16 protein-coding genes are annotated in these 19560 nt (G+C 63.0%); 11 read left to right on the top strand and 5 right to left on the bottom strand.

Annotation, left to right across the window (positions count from 1 at the left end):
* Positions 1–14: 14 nt before the first annotated feature.
* From ACE3PR_RS06365 to ACE3PR_RS06335, 7 genes are all read left to right on the top strand, one after another.
* Positions 15–2012, top strand: a complete 1998-nt coding sequence (locus tag ACE3PR_RS06365) for an extracellular solute-binding protein (protein ID WP_374369399.1) — start codon at positions 15–17, stop codon at positions 2010–2012.
* A 28-nt stretch (positions 2013–2040) separates the two neighbouring features.
* Entirely contained in the window at positions 2041–3144 is a 1104-nt protein-coding gene (locus tag ACE3PR_RS06360) for a microcin C ABC transporter permease YejB (protein WP_374369397.1), read from the top strand.
* On the top strand, positions 3141–4196 hold the full coding sequence (locus ACE3PR_RS06355) for an ABC transporter permease (RefSeq protein ID WP_374369395.1): 1056 nt from the start codon (positions 3141–3143) through the stop codon (positions 4194–4196). The genes ACE3PR_RS06360 and ACE3PR_RS06355 overlap by 4 nt, the downstream gene beginning before the upstream one ends.
* Positions 4193–5824, top strand: coding sequence for an ABC transporter ATP-binding protein (locus tag ACE3PR_RS06350; protein ID WP_374369393.1), 1632 nt, complete (start codon positions 4193–4195; stop codon positions 5822–5824). The genes ACE3PR_RS06355 and ACE3PR_RS06350 overlap by 4 nt, the downstream gene beginning before the upstream one ends.
* On the top strand, positions 5821–6756 hold the full coding sequence (locus ACE3PR_RS06345; protein ID WP_374369391.1) for a 2-hydroxyacid dehydrogenase: 936 nt from the start codon (positions 5821–5823) through the stop codon (positions 6754–6756). Before ACE3PR_RS06350 ends, ACE3PR_RS06345 begins: the two co-directional genes overlap by 4 nt.
* A 139-nt stretch (positions 6757–6895) precedes the next feature.
* The gene (locus ACE3PR_RS06340; RefSeq protein WP_374369389.1) at positions 6896–8914 is read left to right on the top strand and encodes a methyl-accepting chemotaxis protein; all 2019 of its coding nucleotides are present in this window, start codon (positions 6896–6898) and stop codon (positions 8912–8914) included.
* A 186-nt stretch (positions 8915–9100) separates the two neighbouring features.
* Entirely contained in the window at positions 9101–11119 is a 2019-nt protein-coding gene (locus tag ACE3PR_RS06335; protein ID WP_374369387.1) for a methyl-accepting chemotaxis protein, read from the top strand.
* 149 nt (positions 11120–11268) lie between these two features.
* On the opposite strand, the gene ACE3PR_RS06330 is transcribed toward ACE3PR_RS06335, so the two are convergent.
* Together ACE3PR_RS06330 and ACE3PR_RS06325 are read right to left on the bottom strand one after the other, a co-directional pair.
* Positions 11269–12018 (bottom strand): GNAT family N-acetyltransferase, encoded by a 750-nt coding sequence (locus ACE3PR_RS06330; protein WP_374369385.1) that lies wholly within the window; start codon positions 12016–12018, stop codon positions 11269–11271.
* On the bottom strand, positions 12019–12561 hold the full coding sequence (locus ACE3PR_RS06325; RefSeq protein WP_374369383.1) for an NUDIX domain-containing protein: 543 nt from the start codon (positions 12559–12561) through the stop codon (positions 12019–12021).
* A gap of 205 nt (positions 12562–12766) precedes the next feature.
* On the opposite strand from ACE3PR_RS06325, the gene ACE3PR_RS06320 reads away from it, so the two are divergent.
* Together ACE3PR_RS06320 and ACE3PR_RS06315 are read left to right on the top strand one after the other, a co-directional pair.
* Positions 12767–13504 (top strand): AzlC family ABC transporter permease, encoded by a 738-nt coding sequence (locus ACE3PR_RS06320; protein WP_374369381.1) that lies wholly within the window; start codon positions 12767–12769, stop codon positions 13502–13504.
* Positions 13504–13827: an AzlD domain-containing protein gene (locus ACE3PR_RS06315; RefSeq protein ID WP_374369379.1), complete on the top strand. Its 324-nt coding sequence runs from the start codon at positions 13504–13506 to the stop codon at positions 13825–13827. The genes ACE3PR_RS06320 and ACE3PR_RS06315 overlap by 1 nt, the downstream gene beginning before the upstream one ends.
* Positions 13828–13831: 4 nt before the next feature.
* On the opposite strand, the gene pgk is transcribed toward ACE3PR_RS06315, so the two are convergent.
* Positions 13832–15025 (bottom strand): phosphoglycerate kinase, encoded by a 1194-nt coding sequence (gene pgk / locus ACE3PR_RS06310; RefSeq protein WP_374369377.1) that lies wholly within the window; start codon positions 15023–15025, stop codon positions 13832–13834.
* A 128-nt stretch (positions 15026–15153) separates the two neighbouring features.
* Here pgk and ACE3PR_RS06305 point away from each other — a divergent pair, with 128 nt between their 5' ends.
* Positions 15154–15930, top strand: coding sequence for an SDR family NAD(P)-dependent oxidoreductase (locus ACE3PR_RS06305; protein ID WP_374369375.1), 777 nt, complete (start codon positions 15154–15156; stop codon positions 15928–15930).
* Positions 15931–16187: 257 nt separating this feature from the next.
* Here the strand turns inward: ACE3PR_RS06305 and ACE3PR_RS06300 are convergent, their stop codons facing one another.
* Positions 16188–16832: a TetR/AcrR family transcriptional regulator gene (locus tag ACE3PR_RS06300; protein WP_374369373.1), complete on the bottom strand. Its 645-nt coding sequence runs from the start codon at positions 16830–16832 to the stop codon at positions 16188–16190.
* Between the two features lie 92 nt (positions 16833–16924).
* Between ACE3PR_RS06300 and ACE3PR_RS06295 the strand changes: the two genes are divergently transcribed.
* Positions 16925–18379, top strand: a complete 1455-nt coding sequence (locus ACE3PR_RS06295) for an aminotransferase (protein WP_374369371.1) — start codon at positions 16925–16927, stop codon at positions 18377–18379.
* 54 nt (positions 18380–18433) lie between these two features.
* Here ACE3PR_RS06295 and ACE3PR_RS06290 read toward each other — a convergent pair whose 3' ends face one another.
* Positions 18434–19501: a hypothetical protein gene (locus tag ACE3PR_RS06290; protein WP_374369369.1), complete on the bottom strand. Its 1068-nt coding sequence runs from the start codon at positions 19499–19501 to the stop codon at positions 18434–18436.
* Positions 19502–19560 lie beyond the last annotated feature (59 nt).

Here is a 19560-nt window from a genome sequence, read left to right as displayed (position 1 = left end):
GGGAAAAGCCGCTCATGAAGTCGTTGCTGGTCGCCGCCACTCTTGTCCTTGGCCTCGCCCTCCCCGGTCTCGCCGCCGCCCAATCCGGTGAAACGACTCACGCCCTTACTCTGGGCGATGCCCCTAAATACGGCCCCGATTTCAAGCATCTCGATTACGTCAATCCCGACGCCCCCAAGGGCGGCAGTATTCGCTACGGGGCGATCGGCGGTTTCGACAGCTTCAACGAATTCATCGTGCGCGGCGATCCCGCGGCGCTGACCGGCCTTGTCGAGCGCCTGACGATGCAGGTCGATGACGACAGCTTGAGCGAATACGGCCTCATCGCCGAAACGATGGAGGTGGCGCCCGACAATTCCTGGATCGTCTTCAACCTGCGTGCCGAGGCGCGCTGGCATGACGGCAAGCCGATCACGGCCGATGACGTCGTCTTCTCCTTCAACAGCCTGAAGGAGAAAGGGGCGCCCTTCTATCGCTACTACTACGCCAATGTCGAAAAGGCCGAAATTCTCTCGCCGCGGAAGGTGAAGTTCACCTTCGCCAGCAGCAACAACCGCGAATTGCCCGTGATCATGGGCCAGTTGCCGGTCCTCCCCAAACATTACTGGGAGGGGCGCAATTTCGAGGAACCCTCGCTCGACATTCCTTTGGGCAGCGGCCCCTACAAGGTGAAGAGCTTCGAGGCCGGCCGCTCGATCACCATGGAGCGCGTGCCGGATTACTGGGGCAAGGATCTGCCGGTCAATATCGGCACCGACAATTTCGATCTCGTGCGCACGGATTACTACCGCGATCCCACGGTGACCTTGGAGGCCTTCAAATCCGGCGCCTTCGATCTCCGCGCCGAGAATTCTGCCAAGCAATGGGCAACCGGTTACGACTCTCCCGCCCTGCGCGATGGCCGCTTCAAGATGGAGCAGATCGAAACCGACAACCCGCAAGGCATGCAGGGTTTCGTCCTCAATCTGCGCCGGCCCATTTTCCAGGACAAGCGCGTGCGCCAGGCGATGATCCTCGCTTTCGATTTCGAATGGTCCAACAAGACGCTGTTCTTCGGGCATTACAAGCGCACGCGCAGCTATTTCCAGAACTCGCCGATGGAAGCCAAGGGTCTGCCCTCGCCCGAGGAACTGAAGATCCTGGAGCCCCTGCGCGGCAAGATTCCGGACGAGGTCTTCACCACCGAATACCAGCCGCCCAAAAGCGATGGTTCCGGCAGCAATCGCGACAATCTCGCCGAAGCGGCGCAATTGCTGGACGCAGCCGGCTGGAAGCTGGAGAACGGCCACCGGGTCAAGGATGGCAAGCCCTTTGAAATCGAGTTCCTGCTGCAGGCCGGCGATCTCTTCGAACGAGTCGTGCAGCCCTATGCCAAATCCCTCGATCGTCTCGGCATCAAGCTCACCTTGCGGTCGGTCGATCCGTCGCAATATCAGGAGCGCAACGAGAATTACGATTTCGATTTGATCTCGACGGTGATTCCGCAATCGCTCTCGCCGGGTAACGAGCAGCGGGATTTCTGGAGTTCCGCCGCCGCCGATCTTCCCGGCGGGCGCAACGAGATCGGGCTCAAGGATCCCGTTATCGACGATCTCGTCGAGCGCCTGATCGCGGCTCCTACACGCGCCGAACTCATCACCTATTGCCAAGCCCTCGACCGGATTCTGCAATGGAATTACTACGTCGTGCCGAATTGGCATCTGGGCGCGGTGCGCATCGCCTATTGGGACAAGTTCGGTCGCCCCGAAAAGCTGCCCGAACCCACTTATGGCGTCGGCCTTGGTGCCTGGTGGATCGATCCCGCCAAGGAAGCGGCCCTTGCCGCCAAGCTCAAGGCGGCGGCACCGGCCGCAGACTCGGACGCCGCCGCGGCACCGGAAGCGCCGGCTGAGGAAGCCGCGGCGCCCGAAGACCGTGGCGCTTCCCCGGTCAAGTATCTGCTCTATGGCGGCGGTGCTCTTGTGGCACTGATCGTCGTGGTGGGCTTCCTGCGGCGGAAGAAAGCGACGTGATCGCGCGCCGGATGCAGCAGGTGACGTCATGATCGCCTATATCATCCGGCGTCTGCTGCTGATGATCCCGACTTTGTTCGGGATCATGGTGATCAATTTCATCGTCATCCAATTGGCCCCGGGTGGACCGGTCGAACAGACTATCGCCGAATTGCAGGGAACCGCGCTCGATTCCACCGCGCGCGTCACCGGTGGTGGCCAGGAGGTCCTGGGCTCCCAGGACAATATCGGCGCCGGCAGCGGCAACAGCCAATATCGCGGCGCCCGTGGTCTCGACGCCAAATTCATCGCCGAGATCGAGCGCATGTACGGCTTCGACAAGCCGATGCATGAACGCTTCTGGCTGATGATGAAGAGCTATGTCACTTTCGATTTCGGGAATTCCTTCTTCAAAAGCCGCTCGGTGATCGATCTCATCGGCGACAAATTACCCGTCTCGATCTCGCTCGGAATCTGGACCGCCCTCCTGATCTACGGCATCTCGATCCCGCTGGGGATCGCCAAGGCCTCGCGCGACGGGACACCCTTCGATTTCTGGACCAGCACGGTGATCATCATCGGCAGTGCCATCCCGGGATTTCTCTTTGCCATTTTCCTGGTGGTGCTGTTTGCCGGCGGAACTTACTGGTCGATCTTTCCGATCGGCGGTTTGGTGTCCGAAAACTGGGACAACTTTTCCTGGACGGCCAAGATCACGGATTATCTCTGGCACATGGTCCTGCCCATCACCTCGCTGGTGATCGGCAGTTTCGCCAGCCTCACCATGCTGACCAAGAATTCCTTCCTCGATCAGATCAATCTGCAATATGTGACCACGGCCCGGGCCAAAGGCCTTTCCGAGCAACGCGTTCTCTACGGCCATGTCTTCCGGAATGCGATGCTGATCGTCATCGCGGGCTTTCCCGCGGCCTTCGTCGGCATTCTCTTTACCGGGGCGCTCCTCACCGAGATCATCTTCTCGCTGGACGGCATCGGCCTATTGGGCTGGGAAGCGGCCATCAACCGCGACTATCCGGTGCTCTTCGGCACGCTCTATATCTTCACGCTGCTGGGCCTGCTCCTCGGCCTCATCGGCGATATCACTTACATGCTGGTCGATCCGCGCATCGATTTCGAGGCGCGCGAGATATGAATACCCGCCGCATCCTCGGCTTCAAGGTAACGCCCCTCACCGCACGGCGGTGGCGCAATTTCGCCGCCAATCGGCGCGGCTTCTGGTCACTGATCTTCTTCCTGGTCTTCTTCTTCATCAGCCTGCCGGCCGAATTCATCGCCAATGACCGGCCGATCGTCGTCTCCTATCAGGACGAGATCTATTGGCCGGTCTTCCACGAATACGGCGAAGAGGTCTTCGGTGGGATCGCCGGCTTGCGGGCCGATTTTAGCGACCCCGCCCTCATCGCCCGCATCATGGAGGGCGGTGGCTGGATGGTCTCGCCGCCGATTCCCTTCTCCTATGACACGGTGGTGCAAAATCTGCCCGGCCCGGCACCCACACCGCCCGACGGAATTAATTGGCTGGGCACCGACGACCAGGCGCGCGATGTTCTCGCCCGCGTCATCTATGGCTTCCGCATCTCGGTCCTGTTCGGTCTGGCACTCACCATCGTCAGCACCGTGATCGGCGTGCTGGCCGGTGCCGTGCAGGGTTATTTTGGCGGCCTGACCGACCTCATCGCCCAGCGTTTTCTGGAAATCTGGAGCAGCCTGCCGACCCTCTTCATCCTCATCATCGTCGCTGCCGTGATTGTGCCCGGTTTCTGGACGCTGCTCGGCTTGCTGCTGATTTTCTCCTGGACCTGGCCGATCAGCGTGGTGCGCGCCGAGTTTCTGCGCGCGCGCAATCTGGAATATGTGCGTGCCGCCAAGGCGCTGGGATCGGGCGATTGGCAGATCATGATCCGCCACATGCTGCCCAATGCCATGGTGGCGACATTGACCTTCCTGCCCTTTACCTTGAGCGGGTCGGTGACGGCGCTGACCTCGCTCGATTTCCTCGGCTTCGGTCTGCCGCCGGGCTCGCCCTCGCTTGGCGAGCTGCTCTCCCAGGGCAAGGAGAATCTGCAGGCCCCCTGGCTCGGTTTCACCGGTTTCTTCGTGATCGGCACCATGCTGACGCTGCTCATCTTCGTGGGCGAGGCGGTGCGCGATGCCTTCGATCCCCGCAAGGGGCAGCACCGATGACGCTGCCGTTGCTCGAAATCGAGAACCTTTCAGTGGCCTTCGACGGCCATGTGGTGGTCGAAGACGTGGATCTCCACATCAACAGGGGCGAGACCCTGGCGCTGGTGGGCGAATCCGGCTCCGGGAAATCGGTGACCGCCCTCTCCATCATGCGCCTGCTGCCCTATCCCGTCGCTTCGCATCCCGATGGCGCCGTGCGGTTCAGCGGCGACGGCCGGACGGCCGAGGATCTGATGCAGGCCAGCCCGGCGCGCCTGCGGCAGATCCGCGGCGACCGCATCGCGATGATCTTCCAAGAACCCACGCTGTCGCTCAATCCGCTGCACCGGATCGAACGGCAGATCGTCGAAAACATCCAGCTTCACAAGCCGGTCGGCGCCGAAGCGGCGCGGGCGCGGGCGCGCGAATTGCTGGAACTGGTCCAGATCGATGACGCGGAACAAAAGCTCGGCGCCTTCCCGCACGAACTTTCCGGCGGCCAGCGCCAGCGCGTGATGATCGCCATGGCCTTGGCCAACGAACCCGACCTCCTCATCGCCGACGAGCCGACGACGGCGCTCGACGTCACGATCCAGGCCCAGATTCTCAACCTGCTTCGGGATCTGCAGCAACGTCTCGGCATGGCGATTCTGCTGATCACCCATGATCTCGGCGTTGTGCGGAAGTTCGCCGGCCGCGTGGTCGTCATGCGCCAGGGCCTGGTGGTCGAACAGGGCGATACGGCGGAAGTCTTCGCAGACCCGCAGCACGACTATACGCGCCATCTCCTGGCGGCCGAGCCCAAGGGCATCGCCGAACCGCTCCTCGCCGATGCGCCGGAACTGGTCCGGACCGAAAACCTCTCGGTCCTCTTCCCGATCAAGCGCGGCGTTTTCCGCCGGGTGGTGGGTCACGTGCCCGCTTTGGTCGATGTCTCGGTGACTTTACGCGCCGGCGAGACCCTCGGCATCGTCGGCGAATCCGGCTCCGGCAAGACGACCCTTGGTCTGGCGCTTCTGCGGCTCATCAACAGCGAGGGGCGCATCACTTTCGATGGCCGCCGCATCGACGGCCTCGACCGGGGCGAGATGCGGCCGCTCAGGCGCGAGATGCAGATCGTCTTCCAGGATCCCTTCGGCTCGCTCTCGCCGCGTCTCTCGATCGGCGAAATCGTCAGCGAGGGCCTCGGCATCCATAATCTTGGCGCGGATGAAGACGCGCGCGAGCGCCTGGTGATCGAGGCCTTGACCGAAACCGGCCTCGATCCCGAAACCCGGCACCGCTATCCGCACGAATTTTCCGGTGGCCAACGCCAGCGCATCGCCATCGCCCGCGCCCTGATCCTGAAACCGAAATTGATCGTGCTCGACGAACCCACCTCCGCTCTCGACATGTCGGTCCAGGCCCAGATCGTCGATTTGCTGCGCGGCTTGCAACGGCGCCACGGTCTTGGCTATCTCTTCATCTCTCACGATCTGAGGGTGATTCGGGCGATGGCGCATCGGGTTCTGGTGTTGAAGGGCGGCAAAATGGTGGAAGAGGGACCGGCCGAACGGATCTTCAATGCACCCCAGGCGCCCTATACCCAGGCCTTGCTGGCAGCGGCGATCCATCACGAAGTGGCCGCGGCCAATGTGGTGCATCAATGAGCCGGGTCCAGCTCCTCTTCGCCGGCGCCGACGAATATAACGATATCTGGGTCAAGGCCGCGGCTTCGCTCCCGGATCTCGATCTTGTCCTCTATCGGCCGGGCCTCGATCCCAGCCGCTTCCGCTATCTGATGCTGTGGCGGCCGGTGCCGGGGCTCCTCCCCGCGATGCCGAATTTAAAGGCCGTCTTCAGCTTCGGCGCGGGCGTCGAGCGGCATCTGGCCAATCCGGAAATTCCGGCCCATGTGCCGATCGTGCGCATGGTGGAACCCGGCCTCACCCAGGGGATGGCGGATTACGTTCTGTGGCAGGTGCTGCGCCATCACCGCCGCTTCTGGGAATTGGAGGAGGCCGCGCGCGAGGGGCGCTGGGCGCCGCATTGGTATCCGGCGGCCTGGGACCGGAAGGTGGGTATTCTCGGCCTCGGCAATCTGGGCCAGGCGGCGGCGCGTCAGCTTTTGAGCTTCGATTTCCAAATCCGGGGCTGGTCGCAAAGCCGCAAGGACCTCCCCGGCATCGCCAGCTTCGCCGGAACGGCGGAACTCCCCGCTTTCCTCAAGGATCTCGAGATCCTGGTTTGCCTTCTGCCGCTGACGCCCCAGACCGCCGGCATCCTCAATGCCGGGCTCTTTGCGCAATTGGCGCCGGGGGCGGCCCTCATCAATGCCGGGCGCGGCGGGCATCTGGTCGAGGCCGATCTCATCCCGGCGCTCAATTCGGGGCAATTGGCGGCGGCCAGCCTGGATGTCTTCGCCACCGAGCCCCTGCCCGGGGACCATCCTTTTTGGGCGCATCCCCGCATCTTCGTCACCCCGCACAATGCCAGCGATACCGATCCAGGCACCGGTCTTGGGGAAGTCTGGCGCCAGATCGTGGCCTTCGAGGGCGGTCGACCCCTCGAAAACGTGGTCGAACGCGCGCGCGGATACTGACCATACATCCTATCGGCACAAGGAAATGTGCGCCTTCGGTCCTAATGGTAACCTCTTCTTTAGACTTTCCTGAAAAAAATCATATTTGCCGCTTCTCTCGCGGCACCCCATGACCTCACGAGATTTTAGGGATATCGGCATGCTGCAATCGACCCTGGCCCGTCTGCGCATCGGCAGCCGGATCACCTTTGGCTTCGGAATCATCCTGGCCGCTCTGGTCGTGGTGCTCGGCTTCGGCTACAGCGCCCTCACCGGGTCGAAATCCAGCCTCGGCGATTTTGCCTTCATGGCCAAAAGCGCCATCGAAACCCAGCAGATTGACCGCGAGGTCCAGACCCTGCGCCGCAACGTCACCGATTTCCTGCGCGACGGCCGCCCCGAGGATCTGGAGAACGCCCGCAAGATCCTGGCGGCTCTCAAGGAGGATCTGGCCGAGCGCAGCAAGGTGACCACCTCCGAGGAGCGCCGCCAGACCTATGACGAAATGCTGCAGCTCAGCGACAGCTATATCGGCATTCTCGACCAGGCGGTGGCGTTGAAGGACGAGCGCGACTGGCTGATGAATGAGGATCTGACCGAATTGGGCGGCAAGGGTCACAAAAACATCGCCGATATCGTCGCCGATGCGATCAATACCAACAATTTCCAGGTGGCCGCCTATGCCGGCCAGGTGATGGAACGCCTGATGGCGACGCGCCTCGCCGCCGAACGCTACATCTCGACCAAGAATCCGGATTTCATCGCGACCGCGTCGAAACAGGTAATGATCTTCAACGCCAGTATCAGCGGCATGCAGAGCCGCCTCACCGTCCAGGAGCATCGGCGCCTCGCCCAGGAAGCGGCCCAGACCATGCAGCGTTATTCCATGGTGCTGAAGGATCTCGCGGCGGCGGCCACGGCCCTCGACACGCTGGTCGCCAACGATATCGCCAATACCTCGCAGCGTTTCGGCGAACTTGCGACCGCGATCACCCAGTCGCAACAAGCCTATATGAACGATGTCGAGGCGAGCGCCACAATCTCGGTCGACCGTGCGACACAGCTCATGCTGGCGATCGGCGTGGTGGCGCTGGCGATCGGGATTCTCTCGGCCGTCATCATCGGCCGCTCGATCTCGCGCCCGGTGCGCAACATGACGGCGACGATGGGCGAACTGGCCGGCGGCAATCTCGATGTCGAGATTCCGGCCCAGGAAAACCGCGACGAAGTGGGCGACATGGCGCGGACCGTGGTGGTCTTCAAGGACGCGCTCGTCGCTCAGCGCCAGGCCGATGCCGCGCAGAAAGCCGACGCGGCGGCAAAATTGCAGCGCGCCCAGGCGCTGGAACAGCTCATCGCTGGCTTCGAGACCAAGGTCGGCGAATTGGTTCACACCCTCTCGACCGCCTCGGGTGAATTGCAATCCTCCGCCCAGACCATGTCGACGACGGCCGAACAGACCAACCAGCAATCGAATGCCGTGGCGACCGCCGCGGAGCAGGCGACGGCGAACGTCCAGACCGTGGCGGCCGCGACCGAGGAGCTCACCTCCTCGATCAGCGAGATCGGCCGCCAGGTCAGCCAGTCCACCTCGATCGCCCAGCGCGCGGTGGAGGAGGCGGCCAAGACCAACACCCAGGTCCAGGGCTTGGCGACCTCGGCTCAGGCGATCGGCGACGTGGTGCGCCTCATCAGCGAGATCGCCTCGCAGACCAACCTTCTCGCCTTGAATGCGACGATCGAGGCGGCCCGGGCCGGCGAGGCCGGCAAGGGCTTCGCGGTGGTGGCGTCGGAAGTGAAGAACCTCGCTTCCCAGACCGCCAAGGCGACCGAGGAAATCAGTGCCAAGGTGACCGAGATCCAGCACGCCACTGAAAATTCGGTGAGTGCCATCCAGAACATCGCCAAGGTGATCGAGGAAATCAGCCATATCTCCACCACCATCGCGGCGGCGGTCGAACAGCAATCGGCGGCCACCTCCGAGATCGCGCGCAACGTGCAACAGGCCAGCCAGGGCACCAGCGACGTCTCCGGCAACATTGCCGGGGTAACGCAGGCCGCCGATGAAACCGGCCGCGCCGCCGGCCAGGTACTGGGGGCGGCGACCGAACTCGGGCAGCATTCCAACGTTCTCAACAGCGAAGTCAGCCGCTTCATCGAGCAAGTGCGCGCGATCTGATCTCCGCTGTGTTCTCGTTCCAACGCCGCGCCCTCGTCCGGGCGCGGCGTTTCCGTTTCTGCATAAGCTGCCTTAACCAATCATTCGGAGATTTTTGGCAGAGTTGAGTTGAGGGGAAGCGCGCCTCGCGCAGAGGCCGCTCGGTTCAGGCAAGTAAAAAGAACAGCACGGTTTGGGGGCCTTCGCATGTTTCAGTCACTTCTCGGTCGCTTCAAGGTCAGCGGGCGCATCGGCCTGGGCTTTGGTGCCATTCTCGCCATCCTGGTCGCCTTCATCCTGTTCAGTCTTCTCTCGCTGCGGGATATTCGCGGCAGCATCGATGAATACGCACGGATCTCGACCAACACGCTGTCGGTCCAGAAGATCGACCGGAACGTCGTCGATCTCAGGCGCAATGTGCTGAGCTTCATGCGCGAGAACAATGCCGAGGCGGGTGAGCGTGCCCGGGAATTGATCGGCTTGCTGAAGAGCGACGTGGAGCAGCGCGTCGCCAACACAAAATCCGCCGAACGCAAGGTGCTGTTCGAGGAAATGGCACAATTGGTCGATCAATATGCCGCCGCCTTCGACGCTGTTGTCGCCGCGAAGGCCGAACGGGATATCGTTGAGAATGAGCGTCTGGCGCCACAGGGACAGAAGGCCAGCAAGACCATGTCCGCCGTGCTGGCCGACGCCCTCGCCAATGGCGATTTCATCGGTGCCGCCCATGCCGGCGTGGCGATGGAGAAGCTGCTGATGGCCCGCGTCGGCGCCTCGCGTTATGTCGCCACGGGCGATGCGAAGATGATCGATCTCGCCAAGAACAATCTTACCGGGCTGAAATTGCAGGTCGACATCCTGCAGCAGAAACTGGCCGCTCCCGGCCACCGCACGCAGGTCGCCAATGCGTCGAAGGTGATGCAGGAATATGGTGCTTCGCTCATCGCTCTCGCCGAACATGTCGCCGCAGTCAATGCGCTGATGAACGACAAGATGGCACCGCTCGCGGAACGTTTTGCCGAAGTGTCGAACGCCACGGTCAATTCGCAGATGGCCTCGATGGAATCGGTGAATGCCGATCTGATGGGTGCCATCACCACTGCCACCACCATCATGATCGCGGTCGCCATTGCCGTTGTCCTCTTCGGCATCCTCATTTCCTGGGCGATCGGCCGCAGCATCACGCATCCGGTGCGCAACATGACGGCGACCATGAGCGAACTTGCCAAGGGCAATCTCGAAATCGAGATCCCGGCCCAGCAGAACCGCGATGAAATCGGCGACATGGCCCGGAACGTGGTCGTGTTCAAGGATGCCCTTCTGGCCCAGCGCCAAGCCGATGCCGCGCAGAAGGCCGATGCCGCCGCCAAAATTCAACGCGCCCAGGAACTGGACGGGCTGATCAAATCCTTTGAAGGCCAAGTGGGCGAGTTGGTGGGATCGCTTTCGAACGCGGCGGCGGAACTGCAATCCTCCGCCCAATCCATGTCGAAAACCGCCGAGGAAACCAACCAGCAATCCAACGCGGTCGCCGCCGCCGCGGAACAGACCACGGCCAATGTGCAGACCGTCGCCGCCGCGACCGAGGAGTTAACTTCCTCGATCAGCGAGATCGGCCGCCAGGTCAGCCAATCCACCTCGATCGCCCAGCGCGCGGTCGAGGAAGCGGCCCGGACCAACAGCCAGGTCCAGGGCCTTGCCACCTCGGCCCAGGCGATCGGGGATGTCGTCAGCCTCATTACCGAGATCGCCAGCCAGACCAATCTCCTTGCCCTCAATGCGACGATCGAGGCGGCCCGGGCCGGCGATGCCGGCAAGGGCTTTGCAGTGGTGGCTTCGGAAGTGAAGAACCTCGCCAGCCAGACCGGCAAGGCGACCGAGGAGATCGGCGCCAAGATCGCCGAAATCCAGATCGCCACCGAACAATCCGTGGCGGCGATCCGGGGCATCACCAAGGTGATCGAAGAGATCAGCCATATCTCCACCACCATCGCCGCGGCGGTCGAGGAGCAATCGGCCGCCACCTCCGAGATTGCGCGCAATGTCCAGCAGGCCAGCCAGGGCACCACGGAAGTCACCGGCAATATCGTCGGCGTCACTGAAGCGGCGGGCGAGACCGGGCGCGCCGCGGGTCAGGTCCTGGGGGCGGCGGCCGAGCTCGGCCAGAAATCCAGCACGCTCAACAGCGCCGTCAACAGCTTCATCGAACGCGTCCGCGCGATCTAGAGCAGTCAACAACAACTTGTCATGGTCCGCGCCTTGTCGGCGAAGGCCGACATGCGTCGGCTGGGCGGACCATCCACGAGTTTGTATGTGACTAAGAGAAAGCAAGTCGTGGATCCTCCGCCTTCGCGGAGGATGACAACCTGAATAGCCTATCCTTTCACCCGATACCGGTAGGGATAGAGATCGCGGATGAAGCCCATCTGCCGATAGAGCGCCAAAGCGGGCGCATTGTTGGCCTCAACCTGCAGGCAGGCAATGCGCGCACCCATGCCGATCGCCCAGGCGAGGAGGGCGCCCAGCAATCGCTGGCCATGGCCCTGTCGCCGCCGCGCGGAATCCGTGACGACCGATTCCAGGCAGACGATGTCGTCGTGGATCGCGCCATAGGCCATGGCGGCGATCCTGCCGCCGATGGAAAGGGCCATGAAGCCGGCGGGCATCGTGATCCGCTCGATGGTGGCGCGGTAATGGGCAAGGCGCGCTGCATTCCATTGCTGCAGCGACCCCATCGCCTTGGTCCAGGCATCATTGGGCCGGTCTAGGATAACGACATCCGGATCGCGCCGCATCGGCATCGGGAAAAGCTCAGCATAGAGCGTGTTGCTTTCGGCTTCGATCGCATAGCCGCGCGCCGCCAATTGCCGGTCGATGTCGGAATCGATGAGGCCTGGTACACGAAAGATCGACCGCTGCCCGCGCGCAGCGCATTCCATCTCTACCCAATCGATCACGCCGCCGATATCGCCGCCGGTGACACGGATCGGGTTGGCGGAATTGGCGCGGCGGCTAAGGCCATGGTTGAAACGCAGGCGCCAATCGCCGCGCTCGCTCTCCTCATGGGCGGGCCAGGCCCGGCGACAGGCTTCCTCGACCCGCCAGCAGAGAATATCGTCCCGCATTCAGTGATCGCCGGTTTCGCCGGGCGGGTTGCTGAAGGCCGGGAAATGCGTCCGGTCCTTCACCTCATTGAAATGTGTCAATGCCCAGCGCACCGATGGAAAGGCAAGATCGTCCCAGGGAATGTCCGCCCAGGCGAAGAGGCCCACGTCCAGGCTCTCCGGCCCGGCGCTGATCGCGGGATCGGTGAGGCGGGCGCGGTAGATGAGCTGCACCTGGGAAAGGCGCGGGATGGTATAGGCGCCCAACAGCGCATCGATGGCGATTTTCGCGCGGGCCTCTTCCCAGGCCTCGCGCATCGCCCCGGCCTCGGCGCTTTCATGAAGCTCCATATAGCCCGCGGGCAGGGTCCAGAAGCCGCTCCGGGGATTGATCGCGCGCCGGCACAGCAGGATGAGGTCGCCATGGGTGACGACCGCCCCCACGACGACCTTGGGATTTTCATAGGCGACGAAGCCGCAATCGCTGCAGACCTGCCGGTGGAGGTTGTCGCCCTCGGGGATGCGGGTCTCGAAACTGGGGTTCTTCGTCTGCGTTTCCGGCATGGCTCAACTGTGGCCTAAGGTGGATGACGCCGCAAGCGCCCGTCCTTATGGTGCGGGCGAGATGACACGATTTGCATACCTAAAACTGTCATCCCCCGGCTTGGCCGGGGGATCCACGAGTTACTTTCTTCAGTCTCACTGAAACTCGTGGATGGCCCGACTAAATCGGGCCATGACACTGATTGAAAGAGCATTGATTGCGCCGATGACACCACAGAATTGGGCCCATGATTACGGCTCGCCATCCGGCGCGCGCCTGGCCGGCATGCGGGCGGCCATCGGCACGCCGGCCCTTGTCCTGGGTGCCAGTTATATGGGCTTCGGTGCCTTCGTGCACCAGGCCGGTTTCAATCTGTGGCAAGGCCTTGCCTCGACCGTGGCCGGCTGGGCGCTTCCCGGCCAGATCGCGCTCGTGGAGATCTTCGCGGCCGGCGGTTCGCTCATCGCCGCCGCCATCGCCGTGGGCCTCGCCAATGCGCGCCTCCTCCCCATGGTCGTGGTGCTGCTGCCCATCCTGCGGGCGGGCGAAACGCAGGCAAAGCCGCGCCTTGCCCATTACTTGAGCGCGCATTTCATCGCTTTGACCGGCTGGGCCAATGCCATGCAGCATTGCCCGGACATGCCGCCGCCCCAGCGACTGTCCTATTTCCTGGGCTTCACCTGCGTCATCTGGGCGGCCACGGTCCTGGCGACCGCGCTCGGCTTCTTCCTGGTGGGCATCCTGCCGGCGCCGGTGACGCTGGGCCTCGTCTTCCTCAACCCGCTTTATTTCATGCTGCTCTTCGTGGCCGATCTCGCGCGCAAGGAACGCGGCCTCGCCCTCGTTATCGGTGCCGTCACCGGCCCGATCCTTCACATGGTCAGTCCCGATTGGGGCCTGCTCGCGACCGGCCTCATCGGCGGCAGCATCGCCTTCCTCATTGTCGAGCAGGGGCGCCACTGATGGCCTCCGCTTGGTGGTTCCTCCTGGTGGGCGCCGTCGTCACCTATGCCTGGCGCGCGGCAGGCGTCGCTCTTTCCGGCCGCATCGATCCCAATTCGAAATTGATGCGCTGGATCGCGGCGGTCGCCTATGCGCTGCTGGCCGGTCTCATCGCGCGCCTCATCGTGGCCCCGCAAGGGTCGCTTGCCGAAACCGCGCTCTGGATGCGGCTCTCCGCCGCCGGCATCGCCATCCTCGTCTATTTTCTCTGCCGCCGCTCGATCACCCTGGGGGTGACCGCCGGTGCCGCCTGGCTGATCGCGGTGAACTGGCTCGGCTTCTGAAGCCTTACTTCTTCAGGGCGGTGACACCGGGCAGTTCCTTGCCTTCCAGCCATTCCAGGAAGGCACCACCCGCGGTCGAGATATAGGAGAAATCCGCTTCCGCCCCGGCATGAGCCAGCGCCGCCACGGTATCGCCACCACCCGCCACCGAGAGCAGCTTCTTCGCTTTCGACAGCAAGGCCGCTTGTTTGGCGACCGCGATTGTGCCCTGGTCGAAAGGCGGCGTCTCAAAGGCACCCAGCGGCCCGTTCCAGACCAGGGTCTTGGCTTCGGCCAGCTTCTGGTTGATGAGGGCCACGGATTTCGGCCCCACATCCAAAATCATCCTGTCGGCTGGCACGTTGCGCACGTCGATCGTCTCGCTGGCGGCACCCGCCTTGAACTCGGCCGCCACCACCGCATCCACCGGCAGCACGATCTCGCATTTGGCCGCCTTGGCCTTGGCGAGGATTTCGCGCGCCGTATCGGCGAGGTCGCGCTCGGCCAGCGACTTCCCTACCTCGATCCCTTGCGCGAAGAGAAAGGTATTGGCCATGCCGCCGCCGATCACCAGCGCATCCACCTTGCCCACCAGGTTGCCGAGGAGGTCGAGCTTGGTCGAAACCTTGGCCCCGCCCACCAGCGCCATCACCGGGCGCTGCGGCTTCTCCAGCGCCGCGGCGAGATGATCCAGCTCCTCCTGCATCAACCGGCCGGCGGCCGAGGGCAGCAGATGGGCGATCGCCTCGGTCGAGGCATGGGCGCGGTGCGCGCAGGAGAAGGCGTCGTTGACATAAAGATCGCCGAGCTTGGCCAGCGAGGCGGCGAAATTCTTGTCATTGGCTTCCTCCTCGTTGTGGAAGCGCAAATTCTCCAGCAACAGCACATCGCCGTCCTTGAGGGCCGCCACGGCCGTCTCGGCGGGCGCGCCCACGCAATCCTCGGCGAAGGCGACCTTGCGTCCCAGAGCTTGCGCGAGGGGTGCCACCAGCGGCCGCAGCGACATGTCGGGCACGCGCTTTCCCTTCGGCCGGCCGAAATGCGAGACGATGACGACCCGGGCACCCTTGCCGCTCAATTCCTTCAGCGTCTCCGCCGAACGCTCGATACGGGTCGCGTCGGTGACCTTTCCATCCTGCATCGGCACGTTGAGGTCGCAGCGCACGATCACGCGCTTGCCGGCGAGAGAGAGATCGTCGAGGGTGCGGAATGAAGGCATTGGTTAAGCTTCCTGAAAGGGCCTGAAGATCGCCCGTTTGCGTGCCATAACTGCGCCCCGATGGCAAGGTGGCGCAAGATCGCTTAAGGTCACGGAAACGTTTCCGCGATTCGCCCATGAAAGTGCCGATGACCTATCAGACCGCCCTCATCACCGGTGCCTCCTCCGGCATCGGCGCCGCCTTTGCGCGGGCCCTGCCCAAGGCGACCGGCTTGCTGCTCACCGGGCGCGACCGCGACCGCTTGAACGCTCTCGCCCAGGAGCTTGGCCTCAACGGCCGCCCGGTGCGCACCGTCATTGCCGATCTCGCCACGGCGGAAGGCCGCCAGGCGGTAATCGGCGCGGCCGGGATCGCGCGCGTCGACCTTATCATCAACAATGCCGGCATCGGCCGCTTGGGGCGCGTCGTCGATAACATGGAGCCGCACGAGGCCGAGATGGTGCAGGTCAATATCGCCGCCCCGGTCGAAATCATCCGCGGCCTCCTCCCCGACATGCTGCGCCATGCAAAGGAATCCGGCACCAGGTGCGGCATCATCAATGTGGCGAGTGCTGCGGCCTTCGCACCGATGCCGACCTTCGCGACCTATGCCGCCAGCAAGACGTTTCTCCTCAACTATACCGAGGCGCTCGCCGAGGAAATGTCATCGGAACCGGTCGACATCCTGGCCCTCTGCCCCGGCGCCACCGAGACGCGCTTCTTCGAACGCGCCGGTGTCGAAAAGCCGTCGATGACCGTCATGCATCAAGCCGAACGCGTCGCCGCCGAAGGTTTGCAGCATTTGGGCCATGCCCGCGTCCATGTGGTCGGCCCCACCAATTACCTGGCCAGCCTCGCCATGCGCCTCCTCCCCCGCCGCTTCGTCACCGCGGCGGCGGAGACGACCTTGCAGAAGTGGAAGTAGCACGGAGAGTTTCTCTGCTCTCTCCCATCGTCATCCCCGGACTTGATCCGGGGATCAGCCCGCAGGCGACGGGCCTCGCCCAGTCGCACCCGATGACCGGATCAAGTCCGGGCATGACGGTCGAGGATCTGGTATTTTTTCTCTGTCATTCCCGCGAAAGCGGGAATCCATGGATCGAGTCGCCAGATAGATGGGTCCGCTGAGTTCACGAGACAAGTGAGTGTGATCGTGGCGTTTCGAGCAAGGTATGAAAGACGCTAAACCGCCAACCCCCGCAGCATCTGCGTCACCTGCCGCCGCAGCACCGCGCGGGATTTGGCGTCGAGGATGCCGCTCTTGGCTGCCGCGTCGCCGGAACGCAATCCGGCCAGCCAGCGCATGAAGAACCACAGATTGAGTGCGCCCAGCATTTCGGCGCTGGCATCGAGATCGGCGCTTGCATCGATCTTGCCGTTCGCGGCCAGCACCTGGAGCAGGCGGCGGAACTGATCCACCCGCATCAATTCATCCGAGACGAAGGCAGCGGAGAGGGCGGACTGCCCGGTGAAGGCGGCGCCGAACAAGGCCGACCACGCCGCGCGGTCCATGAAGCCGACTTCGGTTTCGAAATCGACCTCCATCATGCGGCAGATCGCGGTCACTGGATCGGCGGGTGGCTTGGCGATGATCCGGTCGGTTGCCGCATGCACCAGATCGCGGTCGGCCTGGTAGATCGCAAGGCAGATCTCGGCCTTCGATTTGAAATAGTTATAGACCGTGCCGACCGAGAGCTCGGCCACCCCGGCGATGTCCTCCATGGACGCGGCATCGAAGCCCTGGTCTTGGAACAACCGCGCCGCCGCCGCCATAATGGCTTGTTTTCGCTTCTCTTTTTGCCTGGCCCGCAAGCCGCCATCGGCCATCGGCTTCTCCTGGATTGACTAAAATTTTGAAGTCACTATAATATTTTTGTCATTCCAATTATAGCGCAATCGGATCAGCAAGGAGAAGCATCATGTCGGGCTCGAGTGGCAACGCGGTCTGGGCGGCCAGTCTCGATCAGGTGGACCCCAAGGATATCTGGCAGAAGGACAAGGATCACTTCGTCCATCCCTGGACCCATTTCGACAGCTTCAAGAAGGACGGTTCCCTGGTCATGGGCCGCGCCGAGGGCGCCTATGTCTTTGACCTCTCCGGCAAGCGCTATCTGGACGGCATCGGCGGCCTCTGGTGCGTCAATATCGGCTATGGCCGCCGCGAGATCGTCGAGGCGATTTCGCAACAGGCCATGCGCATGGCCTTCTTCAATCCCTTTGTCGACACCACCAATGTGCCGGCAGCGGAACTGGCGGCCAAGCTCGCATCCCTGGCGCCGGGCGATCTCAACAAGGTCTTCTTCACCTGCGGCGGCTCGACCGCCAACGACACCGCCGTCCGCATCGCGCATTATTATCATGCCCGGCGCGGCAAGAAGTCGAAGAAGCAGATCATCAGCCGCATCGATGCCTATCACGGCTCGACCTATTTGACCGGCTCGATCACCGGCCGCCCCGCCGACCGCTCGCCTTATCTCCATTTTGTGGAAGACCTCGTCCACCACGTCTCCTCGCCCAACTATTACCGCGCCCATGAGGTGCTCCCGAACGGAATCGGCAAGGGCATGACGGAAGAACAGTTCTGCGACTATCTCATCGACGAATTGGAAGCCAAGATCCTGGAAGTCGGGCCCGACAACATCGCCATGTTTTTCGCCGAGCCGGTGATGGGGGCGGGTGGCGTCATCGTGCCGCCCAAGGGCTATCACAAGCGCTCGTTGGAGCTCTGCCACCGCCATGACATTCTCTACATCTCCGATGAAGTCGTGACCGCCTTCGGGCGCCTGGGGCATTTCTTCGCCTCGGAAGATGTCTTCGGCATCATCCCCGACATGATCGTGACGGCGAAGGGTCTCACCTCGGGCTACCAGCCTCTGGGCGCCTGCATCTTCTCCGACCGCATCTACGAGGCGATGAGTGCCGCCGATCCCGACGGCTGGTTCACCAACGGCTATACCTATTCCGGCCATCCGGTCGCCTGCGCGGCGGCTCTCGCCAATATCGCGCTCATGGAACGCGAGGATCTGCCCGGCCATGTGCAGCGCATGGGTCCCTATCTCGAGCAACAGCTGGGCACGCTGCTCGAGCTTCCCATCGTCGGCAATGTGCGCGGGCACAAATTCATGATGTGCGTCGAGAACGTCATGAACAAGGAAACCCGCGAACACTTCCCGGACGCGGTCAATATCGGGAAGCGCATCTCGGATCATTGCGAGCGTCTGGGCCTGATCGTGCGGCCTCTGGGTGCCCTCAACGTCATCTCGCCGCCCTTGACGCTCAACAAGGAGGAAGTCGACGAACTCGTCTCGCTGCTCCGCCAGGGCATCGAAGCCACTCTTGCGGACCTCAAGGCCGAGGGTCACTACAAGGGCTGAGGTCGCGATTCAACAAGATCAAACGCCCCGGACATTGTCCGGGGCGTTTTTGTTTCAGGCTGCCTTGACTATGGCAGGCCGGTCGAGGATCGGGAGCCGTTCCTTCCAGCTCTGCGGCAAGGGCGCCATGACAAAACGCCGCGCCTTATGCCAGAAGGCAGATAGCAACAGCAATGCTGATCCGATCACCAGTGCCGTGAGTGCGGCATTGAGGCCGAGGGCGCCGAAGGTTTTGAAAAGAGTGCTGATCGCATAGAGCACATAGGCCAATGACGAGACCAGAAGCGCGCGCCGATCGATGGCAAGCGAAACAACCGCGAAGAAGACATAGAGAGCGACCACGACTGCCGCTTGAGCCAAGCCGATATTGCCCGCAAAGACGCCCAGGGCGGAGAAGATCGGGTGCGCGATGAGAGGGGTTGCCGCCAGATGCAGCCAGAAGGCAACATCCGAGCGCCGGGTCTGGCGATTGCGGTCCGACATGTCCCAGCGCATGGCGAAGGCGAAAAGGGCGATGCCGCCCGCCAGCGTCAGCCAGGTCAGATGGTCGCCGAGAGCGGGAATAGTGATCAGCAGGACTGAGAGTAGCAGCAGGACGAGGGACAGCGCGCCGGCCGCGATAGTAATCGGGACGCGGAAGCGAAACCAATGCGCTGCCGCTGCCGCGGCCATGGCGAGGCCGAAGAGGGCGCCCATCGTTACCGGGTATTCGCCGGTATTCTCCGCCCTCGTGATCCGCAGGGGCTGGTCGCCCCAGGGATCGAAGATGCGGGTGGCGGTGATGCCGACACTGGCGACGAAGGTCAGCAGCAGGACGATGCTGGGCAGTGCCATGCGGCGTTTACGGGTAAAGAATTCAGCCAGACCCCAGCTTGCCGCCGCTACCAGCAGCGATCCGATGACAGGCGCCTGGCTGCCACCGATCCAGGCCAAAGCGGTCAGCAGCAAGGCAATGGCAATCACCACGAAGATGTCGTTGAAGCCGGTGATGAGGCGGAAATTCTCCTCATCGACCGCGGGTGTCGCGCGTTGTGCTGCCACATGGTTGCGCAAGGCCTCCGCCGCCTCGGCGGAGAGGACGCCGGCCTCGACCGCCGCCTGCAGATCCGATTCGCTGTACATGGGTCGCTCCTCTTTCGCGAACGGCATTAGCATTGCCCGCTTATTGCGGCAAGACAGTG

The organism is Dongia sp. (assembly GCF_041909655.1).
Classification (GTDB): domain Bacteria; phylum Pseudomonadota; class Alphaproteobacteria; order Dongiales; family Dongiaceae; genus Dongia.
Note: the sequence above shows the minus strand (reverse complement) of the source record. Positions and strands in the feature narration are given on the sequence as shown.

Bases quoted from the DNA above. Each gene is read 5' to 3' on its own strand.
- ACE3PR_RS06360 (WP_374369397.1), top strand. From the start codon at position 2,041: ATGATCGCCTATATCATCCGGCGTCTGCTGCTGATGATCCCGACTTTG.
- ACE3PR_RS06345 (WP_374369391.1), top strand. From the start codon at position 5,821: ATGAGCCGGGTCCAGCTCCTCTTCGCCGGCGCCGACGAATATAACGAT.
- ACE3PR_RS06305 (WP_374369375.1), top strand. From the start codon at position 15,154: ATGACCTATCAGACCGCCCTCATCACCGGTGCCTCCTCCGGCATCGGC.
- ACE3PR_RS06325 (WP_374369383.1), bottom strand. From the start codon at position 12,561: ATGCCGGAAACGCAGACGAAGAACCCCAGTTTCGAGACCCGCATCCCC.
- ACE3PR_RS06365 (WP_374369399.1), top strand. From the start codon at position 15: ATGAAGTCGTTGCTGGTCGCCGCCACTCTTGTCCTTGGCCTCGCCCTC.
- ACE3PR_RS06300 (WP_374369373.1), bottom strand. From the start codon at position 16,832: ATGGCCGATGGCGGCTTGCGGGCCAGGCAAAAAGAGAAGCGAAAACAA.
- ACE3PR_RS06315 (WP_374369379.1), top strand. From the start codon at position 13,504: ATGGCCTCCGCTTGGTGGTTCCTCCTGGTGGGCGCCGTCGTCACCTAT.
- ACE3PR_RS06290 (WP_374369369.1), bottom strand. From the start codon at position 19,501: ATGTACAGCGAATCGGATCTGCAGGCGGCGGTCGAGGCCGGCGTCCTC.
- ACE3PR_RS06320 (WP_374369381.1), top strand. From the start codon at position 12,767: ATGACACCACAGAATTGGGCCCATGATTACGGCTCGCCATCCGGCGCG.
- ACE3PR_RS06350 (WP_374369393.1), top strand. From the start codon at position 4,193: ATGACGCTGCCGTTGCTCGAAATCGAGAACCTTTCAGTGGCCTTCGAC.
- ACE3PR_RS06335 (WP_374369387.1), top strand. From the start codon at position 9,101: ATGTTTCAGTCACTTCTCGGTCGCTTCAAGGTCAGCGGGCGCATCGGC.
- pgk (WP_374369377.1), bottom strand. From the start codon at position 15,025: ATGCCTTCATTCCGCACCCTCGACGATCTCTCTCTCGCCGGCAAGCGC.
- ACE3PR_RS06340 (WP_374369389.1), top strand. From the start codon at position 6,896: ATGCTGCAATCGACCCTGGCCCGTCTGCGCATCGGCAGCCGGATCACC.
- ACE3PR_RS06355 (WP_374369395.1), top strand. From the start codon at position 3,141: ATGAATACCCGCCGCATCCTCGGCTTCAAGGTAACGCCCCTCACCGCA.
- ACE3PR_RS06330 (WP_374369385.1), bottom strand. From the start codon at position 12,018: ATGCGGGACGATATTCTCTGCTGGCGGGTCGAGGAAGCCTGTCGCCGG.
- ACE3PR_RS06295 (WP_374369371.1), top strand. From the start codon at position 16,925: ATGTCGGGCTCGAGTGGCAACGCGGTCTGGGCGGCCAGTCTCGATCAG.